We start from the raw sequence: 16,675 nt of genomic DNA, 5'->3' as shown, positions 1-16,675 counted from the left end.
GTCCGTTTACATACCGAGTTCCGGCACCGCCGGCCGGCGGGATAATGATCGCGACGAAGCCGATCGTCCCGTCTGGCCGCATCGTGTCGCGACACGACGCCAAGGAGAACGGGAATGAAACGGATGCTCTTCGCTGCCGCGCTGACGGCGGCGATCGTGCGGCCGGCGGCCGCGGAACCGCCCCAGGCCGGCGACGGGAAACTGGTCGACGAAGCGCACATGACGCTGTACGTGTTCGACCGCGATGCGCCGGGCAAGAGCATGTGCGACGGCGCGTGCGCGGCCAACTGGCCGCCCGCGCTCGCCGACGCATACGACAAGCCGTCGGGTGCGCTGAGCGTCGTCGCCCGCGACGACGGCACTAAGCAATGGGCGTACCGCGGCCGTCCGCTGTATCGCTGGAAGATGGACCGCAAGGCTGGCGACGCCGGCGGCGACGGGATCGGCGGCATGTGGCACGTCGCGCGGCCGTGACCGCGCGGCGACGCGCGAGGCGCCCCGATGAGCTATGAATCGGACCTGCTGGTGTGGTTGCCGCATCTCACGCGCTATGCGCGTGCGCTGACGGGCGAGCGCGCGTGGGCCGACGATCTCGTACAGGACACGCTCGAGCGTGCGCTGAACCGGCCGCCGCGCGACGGCGGCAACCTGCGCGCGTGGCTGCTGACGCTGCTGCGGCACCGCTTCATCGACCAGTTGCGCGCGCGGCACGAGATCGCCGTGGACGACGCGACGGCGCCGTGGCAGACGATGGCGGCGCCCGCCGGCGAAGTCGGCGGGCTGGAGCTGCGCGACGTGCAGCGCGCGCTGTATCGGCTGCCGGTCGAGCAGCGCGAGGTGCTGCTGCTGGTCGCGCTCGAGGAGCTCAGCTATCGCGATGCCGCGCAGGTGCTCGGCGTGCCGGTGGGCACGGTGATGTCGCGGCTCGCGCGGGCGCGCGCGCAGATGCGCGCGTTGCTGACCGACGCGCCGGCGGCGCACGGCACGGCCACGTTACGGGTGATCGGGAAGCCATGATGGACGATCCGCGCAAGCCTTCGAACCGGCAGGACGACGACGCGTCGGCGCAACTGCTGTCCGCGTTGCTCGATGGCGAACTGTCCGGGCACGAGCGGCGCGAGATGCTCGAGCGCCTGCAGTCCGATCCGCGGGAAGCCGAACGATTCGCGCATTACCGTGCGCAGCGCGATGCGCTGAAGGCGTTGTTTCCGTTGCCGGGCGCCGCGCCCGCATTGTTCGTGCAGCGCCGCGCGTCGCGCTGGCGCGCCGCCGTGCACGCGTGCGCGGGGCTGGCGGCCGGGCTGCTGATCGGGTTCGCGCTGCATGCGGGCTGGGCGGCGTTCGGCCGCGAGCCGGCGTTCGCCGCGCGCGCCGATGCCGCGTACGCGGTGTACGCGGCCGACCGCGAGCATCCGGTGGAAGTCGGTGCGGCCGACCCCGCGCGTTTCGCCGCATGGCTGTCGGCGCGCGTCGGCCGGCCGGTGCGCGCACCGTCGCTCGACGAATACGGTTACGCGCTGCTGGGCGGCCGGTTGCTGCCCGGCGATGCGGGGCCGGCCGCACAGCTGATGTACCAGCGCGCGGACGGCGCGCGCGTGACGCTGTACATGACCGCCTACGATGCGCGGCGCCTCGCGCCGCAGGCGCTGTCGGCGGACGGCCGCTACACGTATTTCTGGTCGGATCGCGGCATGGGTTATGCGCTGTCCGGCCGTGGCGACGAACGGCGTCTGCGCGAGCTGGCGAGCGACGCATGCGCAGCGCTGGGCGGGCCGGCCGATGCGTGGAAGGGATGACGCGCGGCGCCCGCGGGGAGCAGGCGATGAAGACGACGATGATGAAGGAGCTCGTGCTGGCGGCGTGCCTCGCGGGCACGATGCTTGCGCGAGCGCAGGGAAATGCGCCCGTGCGAGTGCCGGTCGATGCCAACGGCGTACAGCGTGTGACGATCGTCGGCGGCAGCTATTTTTTCCGGCCGAATCACGTGATCGTCCGCGCGAACCTGCCGGTGGAGCTGACCGTGTCGGCCGAGCCCGGCGTGGTACCGCACAGCTTCGAGATCGACGCGCCGCCGCAGGCGGGCATCGCAGTGCATACCGAACTCGGCACGACGCCGAGGACGTTCCGTTTCACGCCGCAGCAGCCGGGTCGATTCGCCTACTATTGCACGCACCGGTTGCTGTTTTTCAGCAGCCATCGCGAGCGCGGGATGGAAGGCGTGCTCGACGTCGAGGCGGCGCCGTGATCGCCGCGTTGCTGGCCGCGAGCCTGATAGGAGCGAGCATGACCGCCGATCCCGTGACCGTCGCGCAGGCGCATTTCGACCACGTCCGCTCGTACCGCGCGACGATCCGCTCGTCGGCGCGCGACGGCGAGCACACCGAAATCCGTTACGCGTACCTGAAACCGGGCTTCGTCCGGATGGATTTCGTGTCGCCGCATCGCGGCGCGGTGCTCGCGTACGATCCCGGCGACGGCAAGGTGCGGCTGCGCCCGTTCGGCACGCATGCGCCGCCCGCGCTGACGCTGTCGCCGTCCAATCCGCTCGTGCGCGACCGCAGCGGCCACCGGGTCGACCGTTCGGACGTCGGCGAACTGCTGCGCAACGTGCATGCGCTGCAGCAGGGCGGCGCGACGGTGACCGAAGGCGAGGAAACCACCGGCGGCCGGCGCGCGCTGCGCGTGCTGGTCACGGGCGCGCCCGCGCATGCGATCGACGGCGTGCATCGCTACCGGTTGTGGCTCGACACCGACGACGGTTTTCCGCTGAAGGTGGTCAGCTACGCCGGCGACGACGATGTGCCGCTCGAAACCGTGACGCTCGACGACGTGGAGATCGACGTCGCGTTTCCCGAGCGTTTCTTCGCGCCCTGACGGCGCGCCGATCCGCGTTCCTGACGCGCAATGCTGGAGGCTGCATGGCGGAGTACCGGTTCTCGACGACCTGGCGGGTGGATGCGCCGCTCGCGGCGGTCTGGGACGCGATCTACCAGGTCGACCGCTGGCCCGACTGGTGGAAGGGCGCCGTGCGCACCGTCGAGCTCGAACCGGGCGACGCGCGCGGCGTCGGCGCGCTGCACCGGTATACATGGAAGGGCGCGCTGCCGTACCGGCTGACCTTCGACATGCGCGTGCGTCGCGTCGAGCGGCCGCATGCGCTGGAAGGCCATGCGAGCGGCGCGATCGAGGGCGACGGCCGCTGGTCGTTCGCCGCCGATGGCGCGCGCACCGTCGTGCGCTACGACTGGCACATTCGTACGCACCTGCGCTGGATGCACTGGCTCGAGCCGCTCGCGCGGCCGCTGTTCCGATGGAATCACGACGTCGTGATGCGCGAAGGCGCGAAGGGGCTCGCGCGGCGGCTGGGCGCGACCGTCGAGACGGACGGCCGGACCTTCCGGCCGCTGTCGGGCGCGGATTGCGCCGACGCGTGAGGATCGGCCCGGCGACGCGGGCGAACGAACGTGCCGCGGCGGATGAAATGGGCGCCCGCACGTTTTTTTCGATGCGATGTCGGCGGCCTCGGGAACTCCGGGCTTACCCGGTGTCCAAACGGGGCTGGATGGGATTCGCGGGCCTCGCGAGCCCGCCCGTCGGGTCGCTTTCGATCGTCATGGCTTTGTTTTGAAAGGGTTTTTCGTTGTCTTCAGCCGTTTTCCCGCCGCGTCGCCGCCTCGAAAATTCCTCCGGTTTCCCTTCTTGAATTTGTCAAAACCCGTCCATATAATTAGCACTCGCTGCACGAGAGTGCTAACAATTCTCTGCCGGGCGATGAGCCGGGCAGTTCCCTAAGCGTTCTTCAATCTCAGTCAAGAGAGGAGTGAATATGAACCTTCGTCCTTTGCACGATCGCGTGATCGTCAAGCGCCTGGATCAGGAAACCAAGACCGCCTCGGGCATCGTGATCCCCGACGCCGCTGCTGAAAAGCCGGATCAGGGCGAAGTCCTGGCCGTCGGCCCGGGCAAGCGCGACGACAAGGGCGCCCCGATCGCGCTCGACGTGAAGGTCGGCGATCGTGTTCTGTTCGGCAAGTACGCAGGCCAGACCGTGAAGGTCGACGGCAACGAACTGCTGGTCATGCGCGAAGAAGACATCATGGCCGTGGTCAACGCCAAGTAAGCGTCCTCCGACGGTACATATTCCCAAGAATTCAAGGAGTTAGAAGATGGCAGCTAAAGACGTCGTATTCGGCGATTCCGCCCGTTCGAAGATGGTCGAAGGCGTGAACATTCTCGCCAACGCAGTCAAGGTCACGCTGGGTCCGAAGGGCCGCAACGTCGTGCTCGAGCGCAGCTTCGGCGGCCCGACGGTCACCAAGGACGGTGTGTCGGTCGCGAAGGAAATCGAGCTGAAGGACAAGCTCCAGAACATGGGCGCGCAGATGGTCAAGGAAGTCGCTTCCAAGACCAGCGACAACGCAGGCGACGGCACGACGACGGCAACCGTCCTCGCGCAATCGATCGTCCGCGAAGGCATGAAGTACGTCGCATCGGGCATGAACCCGATGGACCTGAAGCGCGGCATCGACAAGGCAGTCGCAGCGGCTGTCGAAGAGCTGAAGAAGATCAGCAAGCCGTGCACGACCAACAAGGAAATCGCCCAGGTCGGCTCGATCTCGGCGAACAGCGATTCGTCGATCGGCGATCGCATCGCTGAAGCGATGGACAAGGTCGGCAAGGAAGGCGTCATCACCGTCGAAGACGGCAAGTCGCTCGCCGACGAGCTGGACGTCGTCGAAGGCATGCAATTCGACCGCGGCTACCTGTCGCCGTACTTCATCAACAACCCGGACAAGCAAGTCGCCGTCCTCGACAACCCGTTCGTGCTGCTGCACGACAAGAAGGTGTCGAACATCCGCGATCTGCTGCCGGTGCTCGAGCAAGTCGCGAAGGCTGGCCGTCCGCTGCTGATCATCGCAGAAGACGTCGAAGGCGAGGCACTGGCCACGCTGGTCGTCAACAACATCCGCGGCATCCTGAAGACCGTTGCGGTCAAGGCGCCGGGCTTCGGCGATCGTCGCAAGGCGATGCTGGAAGACATCGCGATCCTGACCGGCGGTCAAGTCATCGCGGAAGAAACCGGCCTGACGCTCGAGAAGGCAACGCTGGCAGAACTGGGCCAGGCGAAGCGCATCGAAGTGGGCAAGGAAAACACGACGATCATCGACGGCGCAGGCGAAGCTGCAAGCATCGAAGCACGCGTGAAGCAAGTGCGCGCGCAGATCGAAGAAGCGACGTCGGACTACGACCGTGAAAAGCTGCAAGAGCGCGTGGCCAAGCTGGCAGGCGGCGTGGCAGTGATCAAGGTCGGTGCTGCGACCGAAGTCGAAATGAAGGAAAAGAAGGCACGTGTCGAAGACGCACTGCACGCTACCCGCGCAGCTGTGGAAGAAGGCATCGTGGCAGGCGGCGGCGTTGCGCTGATCCGCGCACGCACCGCGATCGCAGGCCTGACCGGCGCGAACGCCGACCAGAACGCCGGCATCAAGATCGTGCTGCGCGCGATGGAAGAGCCGCTGCGCCAGATCGTCACGAACGGTGGCGAAGAAGCCAGCGTCGTGGTGGCGGCAGTTGCTGCAGGCAAGGGCAACTACGGCTACAACGCAGCAACGGGCGAGTACGTCGACATGGTTGAAGCCGGCGTCGTCGACCCGACCAAGGTCACGCGCACCGCGCTGCAGAACGCAGCTTCGGTCGCAGGCCTGCTGCTGACGACGGACGCTGCTGTCGCGGAACTGCCGAAGGAAGACGCACCGATGCCGGGCGGCATGCCGGGCGGCATGGGCGGCATGGGCATGGACATGTAATCGACTTCGGTCGACGGTGTCCGGAGCGCGCAGCGATGCGCGTTCCAGCCAAAAGAAAAGACCCGCAGCGATGCGGGTCTTTTTTATTTGCACGTGGAATTCGGCGCGCCGTTCGCGGCGGCGGGATCTGCCGGCCGCGTCGCCGCTCAATGCCGATGCGACGTCCTCGGCGCCGAATCGGCCTTCACGGCCGGCGGCGTGTCCGACTCGTCGTTGCTGCGCGCCCAGAAGAACCGGTCGGGCAGGTACGCACCCATGCCGGGCCGGAACGCGTCGCGCACGGCCTGGTACAGATATTCCTGCGCCTCGCGCACGGCTTCGGGCGGCTCCTGGCCGTTCGCGAGCAACGCCGCGATGGCCGCGCCGAGCGTATCGGTGATGCCCATCAGCCGGTGCGGCGAGCGATCCCACATGTCTTCGCGAAGCTGGCCTTCCTCGCCGTACAGCGTGTTGACGAGCCGGTGCGAACCCGTTTCCGACGACAGGATGTATTCGCAGCCCTGCGAAAGCAGGTGCGACACGGCCGCGTCGAGATTCGGCGCCTCGGCATCGCCGTCCGGCTGCGCGAGCGCGATCAGCGTCGCGTGGTCGGCGACCAGCAGCGTGGTTTGCGGCGCCAGCAGATCGGCGATCGATTCGCGCAGGTCGTCGGCCGCGAGCACGTGTTCGTCGTCGAGCGTGAAATCGGGCGCGAGCACGAGCGGCACGCCGTCGTAGTCGGCGACGACTTCGGCGATCGCACTGACGACTTCCGCGCGCGTGGCCGCGCCGATCTTGAACGCGGCGACCGGCATGTCTTCGAGCAGCATGCGCGCCTGCGCGGCGACGACGTCGGGGTCGAGGCCGGTCACCTCGTCGCAGGCGGCCGAGTCGCGCACGGTATAGCCGGTCAGGACGGACACGCCGTGACAGCCCATGCTCGCCAGGGTCATCAGATCGGCTTGGAGGCCGGAGCCGCCGGTGGGATCGGACAGGCCGAAGGTGAGGACGATCGGAGGGGCGTTGCTGGACATGTAAAAATGGGGCAAGAGAAAAACGGACAAGCGACGGACATGCGGACGGCGAGGCGAATGGGCTTTGTTCGGCCCCGTGTTGCCCGGCAGGCCGCACTTTTCAACCATTATGCGGTGGAATCCGGCCGGTACGACGGATTTTTTAGCGCGGCGCAACGTAGTTGCCGTCCTCCAGCGCGATTGCTAGGCAGTCCGGCCCCGACACGGTACCATCATGGCTCCCGAATTTACCGACTTTTCCCCGACGCGGCTTAAGATGGAATACAAGAGCTGGATGTGCCTGATTTGTGGCTGGATTTACGACGAAGAAGCCGGGCTGCCGGAAGAGGGCATTGCCCCGGGCACGCGCTGGGAAGACGTCCCGATCAACTGGACGTGCCCTGAATGCGGCGCCCGCAAGGAAGACTTCGAGATGGTCCAGATCTGACCGGACCGCTGGCCCACGAGCACTCCGCTCAGGCCTCGCACCGGCCCGGCGCTCGCGCCGTGGCACGCGCGAGCGACTTGACGATGACAGGCGCGCGTGTCCATGACGTCCGATCCGGCGAACGTTCCCCACCCTGACGCATTGCCCAACCCGCGCGGCGGCGCCGTGCGCGCGGCCGACGCGTGGCTGGCGGCGGCCGCCGACGCGTTCGAGCGGCGCGACGACGCCGCGGCGCCGCTTGCCGCTGCCGCGGCCGTACTGGCGGAAGCCGGCTGGCTGCCGGCCGCGCGCTTCGCCGGGCAACTGTCGGCCGCGGTGCCGCTCGTTGCCACCGAGCCGACGTCGGCCGGCTGGCGTGCGGCGCTGCGCGATTTTCGTGCGGCCGTCGGGCGCCACAATCTGCGCGAGCTTGCGTGCTCGCCCGTTCTCTTCGAGCATTTCCGGGCGTTGCGCGCGCAAAGTGCTGCCGACCTGCGCGCGAGCGTGCCGCTCGATGCGCTGGCGCTGGTCGGCCGCGCGGTGCCGCCCGCCACGCTGCGCGCGCTGCCCGATACCGTCGCGCCCCGGATTCGCGCCCGCTACGAGCAGGCGCTGCTCGGCGTGCTGCGTGCCGAACACGGTGCGCCGGGCGCGGCGCTCGACGAACTCGACGCGCTGCTCGCCGCGCTCACCGACGACGCACCGTACGACTTCTGGCGGCTCGCGGCCGCGTGCGTGCGCGCGCTGCGGGCAAGCGGCGCGCCCGAGCTCAAGCGCTTTCTCGCGCGGACCAACCTGCTGCTCGGCGAACACGCGCAGGGCCGGCGCAGCGCGCCGCCCGACCTGGTGCGCGAGACGGTGGCGCTGCTGTGGCGCGATTTCGCGCTGTTCGGCGCCGCGGCCGAGGATGTCGCGCTCGTCGACGTGCTGCACGACTACGGGTTGACGGTCGACTGGCACGTCGCCGGCACGCCCGCATCGGAGGCGCTGTGGGAGGCCGATGCCGCGCGGGCCGAGCACGATGCGGTCGCCGCCGCCCCCACTCGTGCGCTCGGCGTCGTGACCGTCAATGCGCATGCCTACGAGGATTTCCTGCAGACCGCCGATGCGTCGATGGCCGATCTGGCGGCCAATCCGGCCATCGCCGACGCCGGCGCCGCATGGCACGCGTCCGGCGCCGCCTACCGGGTCGGCACGGCCGCGTGCGCGCTCGGGCTCGGCCACGCGGCGCTGCTGGCCGATACGCTCGGCCTGGCGTGGCGCCGTGCGGCGCACGGCGTGCCGCTCGCCGACGGCGGCCTCGATGCGCACCGCCATGCGTCCGACATGCTGCGCGCGGCGCTCCTGAAGATCGCGGCCGGCGTCGCGCCGCCGGATCTCACGGCGGCGTCCGAAGCGCTCGGCGCGGCGCTCGGCCGGAGCTGACGAACAAGGGGACGGACACGCGACGGCGGGCCTCGCCGGGCGGGCCTGCAACACGCTGCCGACAGCGCCCGCGCGCGTGTTAGAGTGCCGTGTGATCCGCGCGCGCCGTTGCCAGCGCGGCGCGGCGTTGCTTGTTGATCGCGGCCCGGTCAGGTCGCGGCGTCTTTGCTAAAATTCAAACCATGTCAAAGCCTTCCGATCGCATCAATCTCACCAACCAGTTCCTGATCGCCATGCCGAACATGGCCGATCCGACGTTCTCGGGGACGGTGGTCTATCTTTGCGATCACAGCGAGCGCGGTGCGCTCGGCCTCGTCATCAATCGTCCCACCGACATCGACCTCGAGTCGCTGTTCAACCGCATCGACCTGAAGCTCGACATCGAGCCGTTGCTGCACATTCCCGTGTACTTCGGCGGCCCGGTCCAGACCGAGCGCGGCTTCGTGCTGCACGAGCCGGTCGAGGGCGCGAGCTACAACTCGTCGATGTCCGTCGACGGCGGGCTCGAGATGACGACGTCGAAGGACGTGCTCGAGGCGGTCGCAACGGGCACCGGCCCGAAACGCTTCCTGCTGACGCTCGGCCATGCGGGCTGGGGCGCCGGCCAGCTCGAGGAAGAAATTTCCCGCAACGGCTGGCTGACCGTCGCCGCCGATCCGCGCATCGTGTTCGACACGCCGGCCGAGGAGCGCTTCGAAGCCGCGCTCGGCCTGCTCGGCGTGAGCTCGTCGATGCTGTCCGGCGAAGCAGGGCACGCATGAGTGGCGCGGGCGCGCGCGATGCGACGCTCCTGGCGTTCGACTACGGCGAAAAACGGATCGGCGTCGCGATCGGCAACGCGCTGACGCGCTCGGCGCGTGCGCTCGTCGTGATCCAGAACCTGAACCGCGAACACCGCTTCAAGGCGGTCGGCGACCTGCTGGCCGAATGGCGGCCGGACGCGCTCGTCGTGGGCCTGCCGATGCATCCGGACGGCACGCCGCACGACATGACGCAGCAGGCGAAGCGCTTCGGCAACCAGTTGAACGGCCGCTTCGGGCTGCCCGTCACGTGGGTCGACGAGCGCTATTCGTCGGTCGAGGCCGAGGCCGGGCTGCGCGAGCGCAACGTGCGCGGCCGCGCCCGCACCGACATGCTCGATGCCGAGGCCGCGCGCGTCATTCTTCAACAGTATCTCGATCAATTGTCCGACCATGAGCATCATTGACGCCGAGGCGCTTTACCGCGTCCTGCTCGACCAGGTCCGCGCCGCGTACGGCACGGCGTTCGCCGAACCGGGCGGCCCGCGGCTCGCCGGCATTCACAGCGGCGGCGCGTGGCTCGCCGAGCGCCTCGCGCGCGATCTCGGCGCACCGGCGTTCGGCGTCGTCAACGTCGCGCTGCACCGCGACGACTACGCGAAGAAGGGGCTGCACAGCCAGGCCAGCCCGACGTCGCTGCCGTTCGAGATCGACGGCGCGCGCATCGTGCTCGTCGACGACGTGCTGTACACCGGGCGCACCGTGCGCGCGGCGCTCAACGAGCTGTTCGACTACGGCCGTCCGGCCGCGGTCGAGCTCGCGGTGCTCGCCGATCGCGGCGGCCGCGAGCTGCCGGTCGCCGCACGCTTCGCGGGCGGCACGCTCGACGTGCCGGCCGGCGCGACGCTCGTGCTCGCGCGTGACGATGCGCGGTTCACGCTGCGCGTCGAGTCGCACGGCGCCTGAACCACACGCGAACCGTATCCCGGGCCGCTGGTTTGCACCGCGGCCCGTTTGCATAGTTGGAATCACGCACACCATGACCACCGACACCACTGGCCGCACCGGCAATCCCGCGGCGGCCGCGAGCCCCGACCGGTTTCGCTACGGTTTCCTGAAGGGCAACCCGCAGCTCACGAAAAACGGCGAGCTGAAGCATCTGCTGTCGATCGAGGGCCTGCCGCGCTCGATCGTCAATCACATCCTCGATACGGCCGAGCAGTTCGTCAGCGTGACGGATCGTGAAGTGAAGAAGGTGCCGCTCTTGCGCGGCAAGTCCGTGTTCAACCTGTTCTTCGAGAACTCGACGCGCACCCGCACGACCTTCGAGATCGCCGCGACGCGCCTGTCGGCCGACGTGCTGAACCTGAACATCAACGCGTCGTCCACGAGCAAGGGCGAATCGCTGCTCGACACGATCAACAACCTGTCGGCGATGCATGCCGACCTGTTCGTCGTACGCCACGCGTCGAGCGGCGCGCCGTACCTGATCGCCGAGCACTGCGCGCCGCACGTGCACGTGATCAACGCCGGCGACGGCCGCCACGCGCATCCGACGCAAGGCCTGCTCGACATGTACACGATCCGCCACTACAAGCGCGACTTCACGAAGCTGCGCGTGGCGATCGTCGGCGACATCCTGCATTCGCGCGTCGCGCGCTCCGACATCCACGCACTCACCACGCTCGGCGTGCCCGAAGTGCGCGCGATCGGCCCACGCACGCTGCTGCCGGGCGGCCTCGAACAGATGGGCGTGAAGGTGTTCCACAACCTCGACGAAGGGCTGAAGGGCGTCGACGTGATCATCATGCTGCGCCTGCAGAACGAACGGATGAGCGGCGCGCTGCTGCCGTCCGCGCAGGAGTACTTCAAGACGTGGGGCCTGACGCCCGAGCGCCTCGCGCTCGCCGCGCCCGACGCGATCGTGATGCACCCGGGGCCGATGAACCGCGGCGTCGAGATCGATTCGCAGGTCGCCGACGGCCCGCAGTCGGTGATCCTCAACCAGGTCACGTTCGGCATCGCCGTGCGGATGGCGGTGATGGGCATCGTCGCCGGCAACAGCGACTGAGCCCGCTTTCGCGCATCCTCGTTCAGGCATTCAACGCAATCAACGCATTCACAGACAGCGCATGAAGATTCATATCAAAGGCGGCACGCTGATCGACCCGGTCGCCGGCACCGAACGGCAGGCCGACGTATTCGTCGCGGACGGCAAGATCGCCGCGCTTGGCGGCGCGCCGGCCGGTTTCAACGCGGACAAGACGATCGACGCATCGGGCCTGATCGTCGCGCCCGGCCTAGTCGACCTGTGCGCGCGACTGCGCGAGCCCGGCTACGAACACAAGGCGACGCTCGCGTCCGAGATGGCCGCGGCCGTCGCGGGCGGCGTCACGACGCTCGTGTGCCCGCCGGACACCGACCCGGTGCTCGACGAGCCGGGCCTCGTCGAGATGCTCAAGTTCCGCGCGCGCAACCTGCGGCAGGCGAACGTGCATCCGCTCGGCGCGCTGACCGTCGGCCTCAAGGGCGAAGTGATCACCGAGATGGTCGCGCTGACCGAATCCGGCTGCGTCGGCTTCACGCATGCGAACGTGCCGGTGCGCGACACGCAGGTGCTGCTGCGCGCGCTGCAATACGCGAGCACCTATGGCTACACGACGTGGCTGCGTCCGCTCGACGCGTTCATCGGCCGCGGCGGCGTGGCCGCGAGCGGCGCGCTCGCGTCGCGGCTCGGGCTGTCCGGCGTGCCGGTCGCGGCCGAGACGATCGCGCTGCACACCATTTTCGAGCTGATGCGCGTGACGGGCGCGCGCGTGCACCTCGCGCGGCTGTCGTCGGCGGCCGGCCTCGCGCTCGTGCGCGCGGCGAAGGCGGAAGGGCTGCCCGTGACCTGCGACGTCGGCGTGAACCACGTCCACCTGATCGACGTCGACATCGGCTACTTCGATTCGCAGTTCCGGCTCGATCCGCCGCTGCGCGGCGAGCGCGACCGCGAAGCGATCCGCGCGGCGCTTGCCGACGGCACGATCGACGCGATCTGCTCCGATCACACGCCGGTCGACGACGACGAGAAGCTGCTGCCGTTCGCCGAAGCGACGCCGGGCGCGACGGGGCTCGAGCTGCTGCTGTCGCTCACGCTGAAGTGGGCGGACGAGACGCGCACGCCGCTCGCGCACGCGCTGCGCCGCATCACGGCCGCGCCGGCCGACGTGCTGCAACTGCCGGCGGGGCGCCTCGCCGAAGGCGGCGCGGCGGACCTGTGCGTGTTCGACCCGCGCGCGCACTGGCGCGTCGAGCCGCGTGCGCTGAAGAGCCAGGGCCACAACTCGCCGTTCCTCGGCTACGAACTGCCGGCCACCGTGCGCGCGACGCTCGTGGGCGGGCAGGTCGCGTTCGAGCGCCACTGAACCACGCCGGACCTTCGCCATGATCGCCTTTCGCAAGCTGCGTCTCGTCTTTCACCTGTTGCGCGGCATGGTGATCGTCGCGCTGCGTTTTTCGCACGTCACACCCGCGCACCGCGCCGAGTTGACGCGCCGCTGGTCGCTCAAGATGCTGCGCATCTGCGGGATGCGCCTCGTCGTCCACAACGACGGCGCGCGGCTCGACGCGAGCGCGCTCGTCGTGGGCAACCACGTGTCGTGGCTCGACATCTACGCGGTCAACGCGTGGCGGCCGACGCCGTTCGTGTCGAAGGCCGAGGTGCGGCAGTGGCCGGTCGTCGGCTGGCTCGCCGAGAAGCTCGACACCGTGTTCCTGCAGCGCGAGAAGCGCACCGAGGCGATGCGGATCATGCACGAGATGGCCGAACGCCTGCGCAACGGCGGCGTGATGTGCGTGTTTCCGGAAGGGACGACGTCCGACGGACAGGATCTGCTGCCGTTCCATGCGAACCTGTTCCAGGCCGCGGTATCGGCCGGCTGCGCGGTGCAGCCGATCTGCCTGATGTACGAGGACGCGCACGGGCGGCAGTCGGTCGCGCCGGCCTACACGGGCGACCTGTCGCTCGGCAAGTCGCTCGACATGGTGCTGCGCGGCGGCCCGCTCGTCGCGCATCTGTACGTGTGCGAACCGATCGCGCCGGGCGGCGATCGCCGCGCGACGTCCGCGGCGGCGCGCGATGCGATCGCGGCCGCGCTTGCGGCGATGCAGGAGAAGGTTGGCAAGCCGACGGCCGAGTCGCTCGCCGAGTTGCAGAAGCATGCGTATCCGGCGACCGAGCTCGGCGCCGGTGCGGCGGGCGAGGCGGCAGCGGACGCGCCCGTGCCGGGGCGCGAGGGCTGACGCGCTGCCCGGCCCGGCCGGGTCGGGCGAATCAGCGTGCGGTTACTCGCCGCCCGGCGAGCGGCACGCTTCGCACTGCACCTGCGTGACCGTGCGCTGCGCTGGATCGGCCGTCAGCCGTACGGCCGACAACTGGTTTCCCCATACGCATCCCGAATCGAGCGCGACGACGTTGTCGCGCAGCATCAGGCCGAGCGCGGCCCAGTGCCCGAACACGACCGTCACGTCCGCGGTGCGGCGGCCCGGCACGTCGAACCACGGCAGGTAGCCGGGCGGCGCGCTGTCGGGGCCGCCATTCGCCTTGAATTCCATCGCGCCGTCGGGCGTGCAGAAGCGCAGGCGCGTGAACGCGTTGAATGCGACGCGCATGCGGTCACGTTTTTTCAGGTTCGGGTTCCATTGGTTGGGTTCGTTGCCGTACAGGCCTTGCAGCGTGTCGCGCCAGTCGGGGGCGCGGAGTGCGCGCTGGAGCTCGTCGGCGAGTTCGAGTGCGAGCGTGGCGTCCCATTGAGGCAGCATGCCGGCGTGGACGAGCAGCTTTCCGTCTTCGACATGCACGAACGGGCGGTGGCGGACCCAATCGAGCAGGGCTTCGGCGTCGGGGGCGTCGAGGATCTCGCCGATCGTGTCGCCGGGGCGTTCGGTGCGCAGGCCGGCGGAGACTGCGAGCAGGTGGAGGTCGTGGTTGCCGAGTACCACGGTCGCGCGCGGGCCGAGATCGACGACCGCGCGCAGCGCGGCGAGGGAGCCCGGGCCGCGGTTGACGACGTCGCCGGCGATCCAGAGCGGGATGTCGGCGGGGGCTGAGAGCTTGGCGAGCAGCGACTGGAAAGCGGAATGGCAGCCTTGGATGTCGCCGATGGCGATGGGGGGATGGGGCATGGGTTCGTGGGTGTTCGGGAGTCGAGCATACGGTAGCAAAAGTTCGTTCCCGGAGGCTACGCGAAAAATTTCATCCGACACTAATAACTTCACCATGCCCGCGCTTTGGCCACCAAGCACGGGTCGGCGTCGCTGTTTCAAGTTGTTAGCAACGTGGCTTTTGCATCCGGCGGCTTCATATAATTTGCCGTTCCCGCGCGAAAATTACCATCAGATGACTCTGGCGGGCATGGCGACCGGGTAAAATGCCGGGCCTGAGGCGGCTCGGATGGTTGTTCCCCCTTGCGATCTGCGGCATGGCAACGTTCGCGGCGTGCTTGTTTTGTACTCGCAGGGACGCCAAATGATCCGATTCGTGGTCATGCCTGCCCCATTTGACTGCTGTCGTAGTGGGCCAGGCATCGACTCGATAACGTGCCAGGGCGCGCTGACATAGTCGACAATTCTGTCTGACGCCCCTATTCCTTCATTTTTGAAAGCTTGCATGCTGACCCTTTCACTTGCGGACCTAAAGAAAAGCATCACGGCGTGGCGGTTGTGGACCTTGCTCGGCTGGCTCGAAATTCGGCAACGCTATGCGCGTTCGCGCCTGGGGCCGTTCTGGCTCACGATCAGTATGGGTGTGATGATTTCGTCGTTAGGTGTCGTTTACGGCACGTTGTTCGGCCAGAAAATCAACGAATACCTGCCGTTTCTTGCTGCCAGCATCGTGCTGTGGGGTTTATTCTCGACGACGATCGTGGAAGGCAGCGTCGCGTACATCAACAGCGCGCCCTATATCCGGCAAATGGCCACGCCGAAACTGATCTATATCCTGCAGGTCGTGTGGCGAAACTTGATCGTCCTTACCCACAACTTCGTGATCGTCATCGCGCTGCTGGCGATCTACGGCGTGAAAAGTTGGGAGACGTTGCCAGTATTCATTCCGGCGTTGCTGGTGTACGTGCTGAACGCCACATGGATCGCGATGGTGGTGGGGCTGCTGTCGGCGCGCTTTCGCGATCTGCCGCAGATCGTGAGCGCATTGCTTCAGGTCGCGTTCTATGTGACGCCGATCATTTTCCGCCCCGATGCGCTTAATCGCTTCTCTTTCATTGTCGAGTGGAATCCGCTCGCGTATCTGATCGACCTCGTGCGTGGCCCGCTTATCGGACAGATGCCCAGTGAATTGACCTGGGCGATCACGGTCGGAATGGCAGCGATTGGATGGCCTGTCGCCCTGTTGATGACCGGACGTTATCTGAAGCGTATTCCGTACTGGGTCTGAGAGAAACGATATGGCGTTTATCGAATTACAGAGCGTAACGCTCGATTTGCCGATCTTCGACGTGCAAGGGCGTTCGCTCAAGAAGCAGGTGCTCAACATGGGGCGCCGCAACAGGATCGCCGAGGGCAACGACGGTGTGATCGTCGTGCGTGCGCTGGACGAAGTGAGTTTCCGTTTTGAGCGTGGCGACCGCGTTGGGCTGATCGGACACAACGGGGCGGGGAAATCGACATTGCTTCGCGCGATGGCGGGCATCTATCCGCCATCGTCTGGCCAGTTGTTGCGTGAAGGAAGCGTGGTGCCGCTCCTCGATATCGGCCTCGGCATGGACGAGAACTCGACCGGCATGCAGAACATTCGGCTCAGAGGGCTGTTGCTCGGCATGTCAGATGCGGAGATTCGGGAGAAGCAGCGCGAAATCGCTGAGTTCTGTGAACTCGGCGATTATCTGGACCTGCCGATTCGTACGTATTCCAGCGGGATGAAGGTGCGGCTCGCGTTTGCAGTGTCCACTGCAGTCGATGCCGAAATCCTGTTGCTCGACGAAGTGATGGGCGTCGGTGATGCGTCGTTCATGCACAAGGCGGAAGCGCGATTGGCCGATCTTCATAGCCGGGCCGAAATCGTCGTGCTGGCGATGCACTCGAACTCCGAAATCCGCAAGGTATGCAACAAGGTGCTTTGGATGGAGCGTGGTCGTGTACGCGCTTTCGGGCCGACGGAAGAAGTCGTGTCGGAGTATGAGGCGACGACGGCGTGACTTAGCGCATGCCGGGTCATGGGCCATCCTGCGCGCGGGCAGGATGTCCATGCAGGCTCGCATGCTTTAATGGCGAGCCAGGATGCAT

20 protein-coding genes are annotated in these 16,675 nt (G+C 67.6%); 18 read left to right on the top strand and 2 right to left on the bottom strand.

What is annotated here, in order from left to right; translation table 11 throughout:
* The first annotated feature begins 114 nt into the window (after positions 1–114).
* The 8 genes from C5F75_RS14970 to groL all read left to right on the top strand — a co-directional run bounded on the left by C5F75_RS14970 (position 115) and on the right by groL (position 5,807).
* Positions 115–474, top strand: a complete 360-nt coding sequence (locus C5F75_RS14970) for a COG4315 family predicted lipoprotein (RefSeq protein WP_099316113.1) — start codon at positions 115–117, stop codon at positions 472–474.
* A gap of 27 nt (positions 475–501) precedes the next feature.
* Positions 502–1,017 (top strand): sigma-70 family RNA polymerase sigma factor, encoded by a 516-nt coding sequence (locus tag C5F75_RS14965; RefSeq protein ID WP_059574216.1) that lies wholly within the window; start codon positions 502–504, stop codon positions 1,015–1,017.
* Positions 1,014–1,796, top strand: coding sequence for an anti-sigma factor family protein (locus C5F75_RS14960; RefSeq protein ID WP_104012395.1), 783 nt, complete (start codon positions 1,014–1,016; stop codon positions 1,794–1,796). The genes C5F75_RS14965 and C5F75_RS14960 overlap by 4 nt, the downstream gene beginning before the upstream one ends.
* A 26-nt stretch (positions 1,797–1,822) precedes the next feature.
* Positions 1,823–2,245, top strand: coding sequence for a quinol oxidase (locus C5F75_RS14955; protein ID WP_104012423.1), 423 nt, complete (start codon positions 1,823–1,825; stop codon positions 2,243–2,245).
* Complete coding sequence (locus C5F75_RS14950; protein WP_099316115.1) at positions 2,242–2,874, top strand: LolA family protein; 633 nt, start codon at positions 2,242–2,244, stop codon at positions 2,872–2,874. The genes C5F75_RS14955 and C5F75_RS14950 overlap by 4 nt, the downstream gene beginning before the upstream one ends.
* Before the next feature lie 44 nt (positions 2,875–2,918).
* Complete coding sequence (locus C5F75_RS14945; RefSeq protein ID WP_104012394.1) at positions 2,919–3,434, top strand: SRPBCC family protein; 516 nt, start codon at positions 2,919–2,921, stop codon at positions 3,432–3,434.
* A 392-nt stretch (positions 3,435–3,826) separates the two neighbouring features.
* A complete protein-coding gene (groES, locus tag C5F75_RS14940; RefSeq protein WP_011351136.1) occupies positions 3,827–4,120 on the top strand; it encodes a co-chaperone GroES in 294 nt (97 codons plus the stop codon).
* 46 nt (positions 4,121–4,166) lie between these two features.
* On the top strand, positions 4,167–5,807 hold the full coding sequence (groL, locus tag C5F75_RS14935) for a chaperonin GroEL (RefSeq protein ID WP_006485462.1): 1,641 nt from the start codon (positions 4,167–4,169) through the stop codon (positions 5,805–5,807).
* A gap of 146 nt (positions 5,808–5,953) precedes the next feature.
* Here groL and C5F75_RS14930 read toward each other — a convergent pair whose 3' ends face one another.
* Complete coding sequence (locus C5F75_RS14930; RefSeq protein WP_059574212.1) at positions 5,954–6,820, bottom strand: hydroxymethylpyrimidine/phosphomethylpyrimidine kinase; 867 nt, start codon at positions 6,818–6,820, stop codon at positions 5,954–5,956.
* Between the two features lie 256 nt (positions 6,821–7,076).
* Between C5F75_RS14930 and C5F75_RS14925 the strand changes: the two genes are divergently transcribed.
* The 8 genes from C5F75_RS14925 to C5F75_RS14890 all read left to right on the top strand — a co-directional run bounded on the left by C5F75_RS14925 (position 7,077) and on the right by C5F75_RS14890 (position 13,678).
* The gene (locus C5F75_RS14925; RefSeq protein ID WP_004186709.1) at positions 7,077–7,247 is read left to right on the top strand and encodes a rubredoxin; all 171 of its coding nucleotides are present in this window, start codon (positions 7,077–7,079) and stop codon (positions 7,245–7,247) included.
* A 102-nt stretch (positions 7,248–7,349) separates the two neighbouring features.
* Entirely contained in the window at positions 7,350–8,651 is a 1,302-nt protein-coding gene (locus C5F75_RS14920; RefSeq protein WP_104012393.1) for a hypothetical protein, read from the top strand.
* A 182-nt stretch (positions 8,652–8,833) separates the two neighbouring features.
* Positions 8,834–9,412, top strand: a complete 579-nt coding sequence (locus tag C5F75_RS14915; protein WP_006491354.1) for a YqgE/AlgH family protein — start codon at positions 8,834–8,836, stop codon at positions 9,410–9,412.
* Positions 9,409–9,858, top strand: coding sequence for a Holliday junction resolvase RuvX (gene ruvX / locus C5F75_RS14910; RefSeq protein ID WP_060011442.1), 450 nt, complete (start codon positions 9,409–9,411; stop codon positions 9,856–9,858). The genes C5F75_RS14915 and ruvX overlap by 4 nt, the downstream gene beginning before the upstream one ends.
* Positions 9,845–10,357, top strand: coding sequence for a bifunctional pyr operon transcriptional regulator/uracil phosphoribosyltransferase PyrR (gene pyrR, locus C5F75_RS14905; RefSeq protein ID WP_104012392.1), 513 nt, complete (start codon positions 9,845–9,847; stop codon positions 10,355–10,357). The genes ruvX and pyrR overlap by 14 nt, the downstream gene beginning before the upstream one ends.
* A 73-nt stretch (positions 10,358–10,430) precedes the next feature.
* On the top strand, positions 10,431–11,462 hold the full coding sequence (locus tag C5F75_RS14900) for an aspartate carbamoyltransferase catalytic subunit (RefSeq protein WP_006476735.1): 1,032 nt from the start codon (positions 10,431–10,433) through the stop codon (positions 11,460–11,462).
* A gap of 61 nt (positions 11,463–11,523) precedes the next feature.
* The gene (locus C5F75_RS14895; RefSeq protein ID WP_104012391.1) at positions 11,524–12,801 is read left to right on the top strand and encodes a dihydroorotase; all 1,278 of its coding nucleotides are present in this window, start codon (positions 11,524–11,526) and stop codon (positions 12,799–12,801) included.
* Positions 12,802–12,820: 19 nt separating this feature from the next.
* The gene (locus tag C5F75_RS14890; protein WP_104012390.1) at positions 12,821–13,678 is read left to right on the top strand and encodes a lysophospholipid acyltransferase family protein; all 858 of its coding nucleotides are present in this window, start codon (positions 12,821–12,823) and stop codon (positions 13,676–13,678) included.
* A 42-nt stretch (positions 13,679–13,720) separates the two neighbouring features.
* On the opposite strand, the gene C5F75_RS14885 is transcribed toward C5F75_RS14890, so the two are convergent.
* On the bottom strand, positions 13,721–14,560 hold the full coding sequence (locus C5F75_RS14885; RefSeq protein WP_104012389.1) for a symmetrical bis(5'-nucleosyl)-tetraphosphatase: 840 nt from the start codon (positions 14,558–14,560) through the stop codon (positions 13,721–13,723).
* Positions 14,561–15,044: 484 nt separating this feature from the next.
* Between C5F75_RS14885 and C5F75_RS14880 the strand changes: the two genes are divergently transcribed.
* Together C5F75_RS14880 and C5F75_RS14875 are read left to right on the top strand one after the other, a co-directional pair.
* Positions 15,045–15,827, top strand: coding sequence for an ABC transporter permease (locus tag C5F75_RS14880; RefSeq protein WP_059574206.1), 783 nt, complete (start codon positions 15,045–15,047; stop codon positions 15,825–15,827).
* A 10-nt stretch (positions 15,828–15,837) separates the two neighbouring features.
* A complete protein-coding gene (locus C5F75_RS14875) occupies positions 15,838–16,587 on the top strand; it encodes an ABC transporter ATP-binding protein (RefSeq protein WP_059641972.1) in 750 nt (249 codons plus the stop codon).
* The last annotated feature ends 88 nt before the right edge of the window (positions 16,588–16,675 follow it).

This window comes from Burkholderia anthinoferrum, from assembly GCF_002925705.1.
GTDB classification, from domain to species: Bacteria; Pseudomonadota; Gammaproteobacteria; order Burkholderiales; family Burkholderiaceae; genus Burkholderia; species Burkholderia semiarida.
Note: the sequence above shows the minus strand (reverse complement) of the source record. Positions and strands in the feature narration are given on the sequence as shown.

Excerpts from the sequence above, each read along its gene's own strand:
- C5F75_RS14965 (WP_059574216.1), top strand. The coding sequence starts at position 502 with ATGAGCTATGAATCGGACCTGCTGGTGTGGTTGCCGCATCTCACGCGC.
- C5F75_RS14900 (WP_006476735.1), top strand. The coding sequence starts at position 10,431 with ATGACCACCGACACCACTGGCCGCACCGGCAATCCCGCGGCGGCCGCG.
- groES (WP_011351136.1), top strand. The coding sequence starts at position 3,827 with ATGAACCTTCGTCCTTTGCACGATCGCGTGATCGTCAAGCGCCTGGAT.
- C5F75_RS14970 (WP_099316113.1), top strand. The coding sequence starts at position 115 with ATGAAACGGATGCTCTTCGCTGCCGCGCTGACGGCGGCGATCGTGCGG.
- C5F75_RS14885 (WP_104012389.1), bottom strand. The coding sequence starts at position 14,560 with ATGCCCCATCCCCCCATCGCCATCGGCGACATCCAAGGCTGCCATTCC.
- C5F75_RS14890 (WP_104012390.1), top strand. The coding sequence starts at position 12,821 with ATGATCGCCTTTCGCAAGCTGCGTCTCGTCTTTCACCTGTTGCGCGGC.
- C5F75_RS14925 (WP_004186709.1), top strand. The coding sequence starts at position 7,077 with ATGGAATACAAGAGCTGGATGTGCCTGATTTGTGGCTGGATTTACGAC.
- ruvX (WP_060011442.1), top strand. The coding sequence starts at position 9,409 with ATGAGTGGCGCGGGCGCGCGCGATGCGACGCTCCTGGCGTTCGACTAC.
- pyrR (WP_104012392.1), top strand. The coding sequence starts at position 9,845 with ATGAGCATCATTGACGCCGAGGCGCTTTACCGCGTCCTGCTCGACCAG.
- C5F75_RS14895 (WP_104012391.1), top strand. The coding sequence starts at position 11,524 with ATGAAGATTCATATCAAAGGCGGCACGCTGATCGACCCGGTCGCCGGC.
- groL (WP_006485462.1), top strand. The coding sequence starts at position 4,167 with ATGGCAGCTAAAGACGTCGTATTCGGCGATTCCGCCCGTTCGAAGATG.
- C5F75_RS14955 (WP_104012423.1), top strand. The coding sequence starts at position 1,823 with ATGAAGACGACGATGATGAAGGAGCTCGTGCTGGCGGCGTGCCTCGCG.
- C5F75_RS14875 (WP_059641972.1), top strand. The coding sequence starts at position 15,838 with ATGGCGTTTATCGAATTACAGAGCGTAACGCTCGATTTGCCGATCTTC.
- C5F75_RS14915 (WP_006491354.1), top strand. The coding sequence starts at position 8,834 with ATGTCAAAGCCTTCCGATCGCATCAATCTCACCAACCAGTTCCTGATC.
- C5F75_RS14930 (WP_059574212.1), bottom strand. The coding sequence starts at position 6,820 with ATGTCCAGCAACGCCCCTCCGATCGTCCTCACCTTCGGCCTGTCCGAT.
- C5F75_RS14880 (WP_059574206.1), top strand. The coding sequence starts at position 15,045 with ATGCTGACCCTTTCACTTGCGGACCTAAAGAAAAGCATCACGGCGTGG.
- C5F75_RS14920 (WP_104012393.1), top strand. The coding sequence starts at position 7,350 with ATGACGTCCGATCCGGCGAACGTTCCCCACCCTGACGCATTGCCCAAC.
- C5F75_RS14960 (WP_104012395.1), top strand. The coding sequence starts at position 1,014 with ATGATGGACGATCCGCGCAAGCCTTCGAACCGGCAGGACGACGACGCG.
- C5F75_RS14945 (WP_104012394.1), top strand. The coding sequence starts at position 2,919 with ATGGCGGAGTACCGGTTCTCGACGACCTGGCGGGTGGATGCGCCGCTC.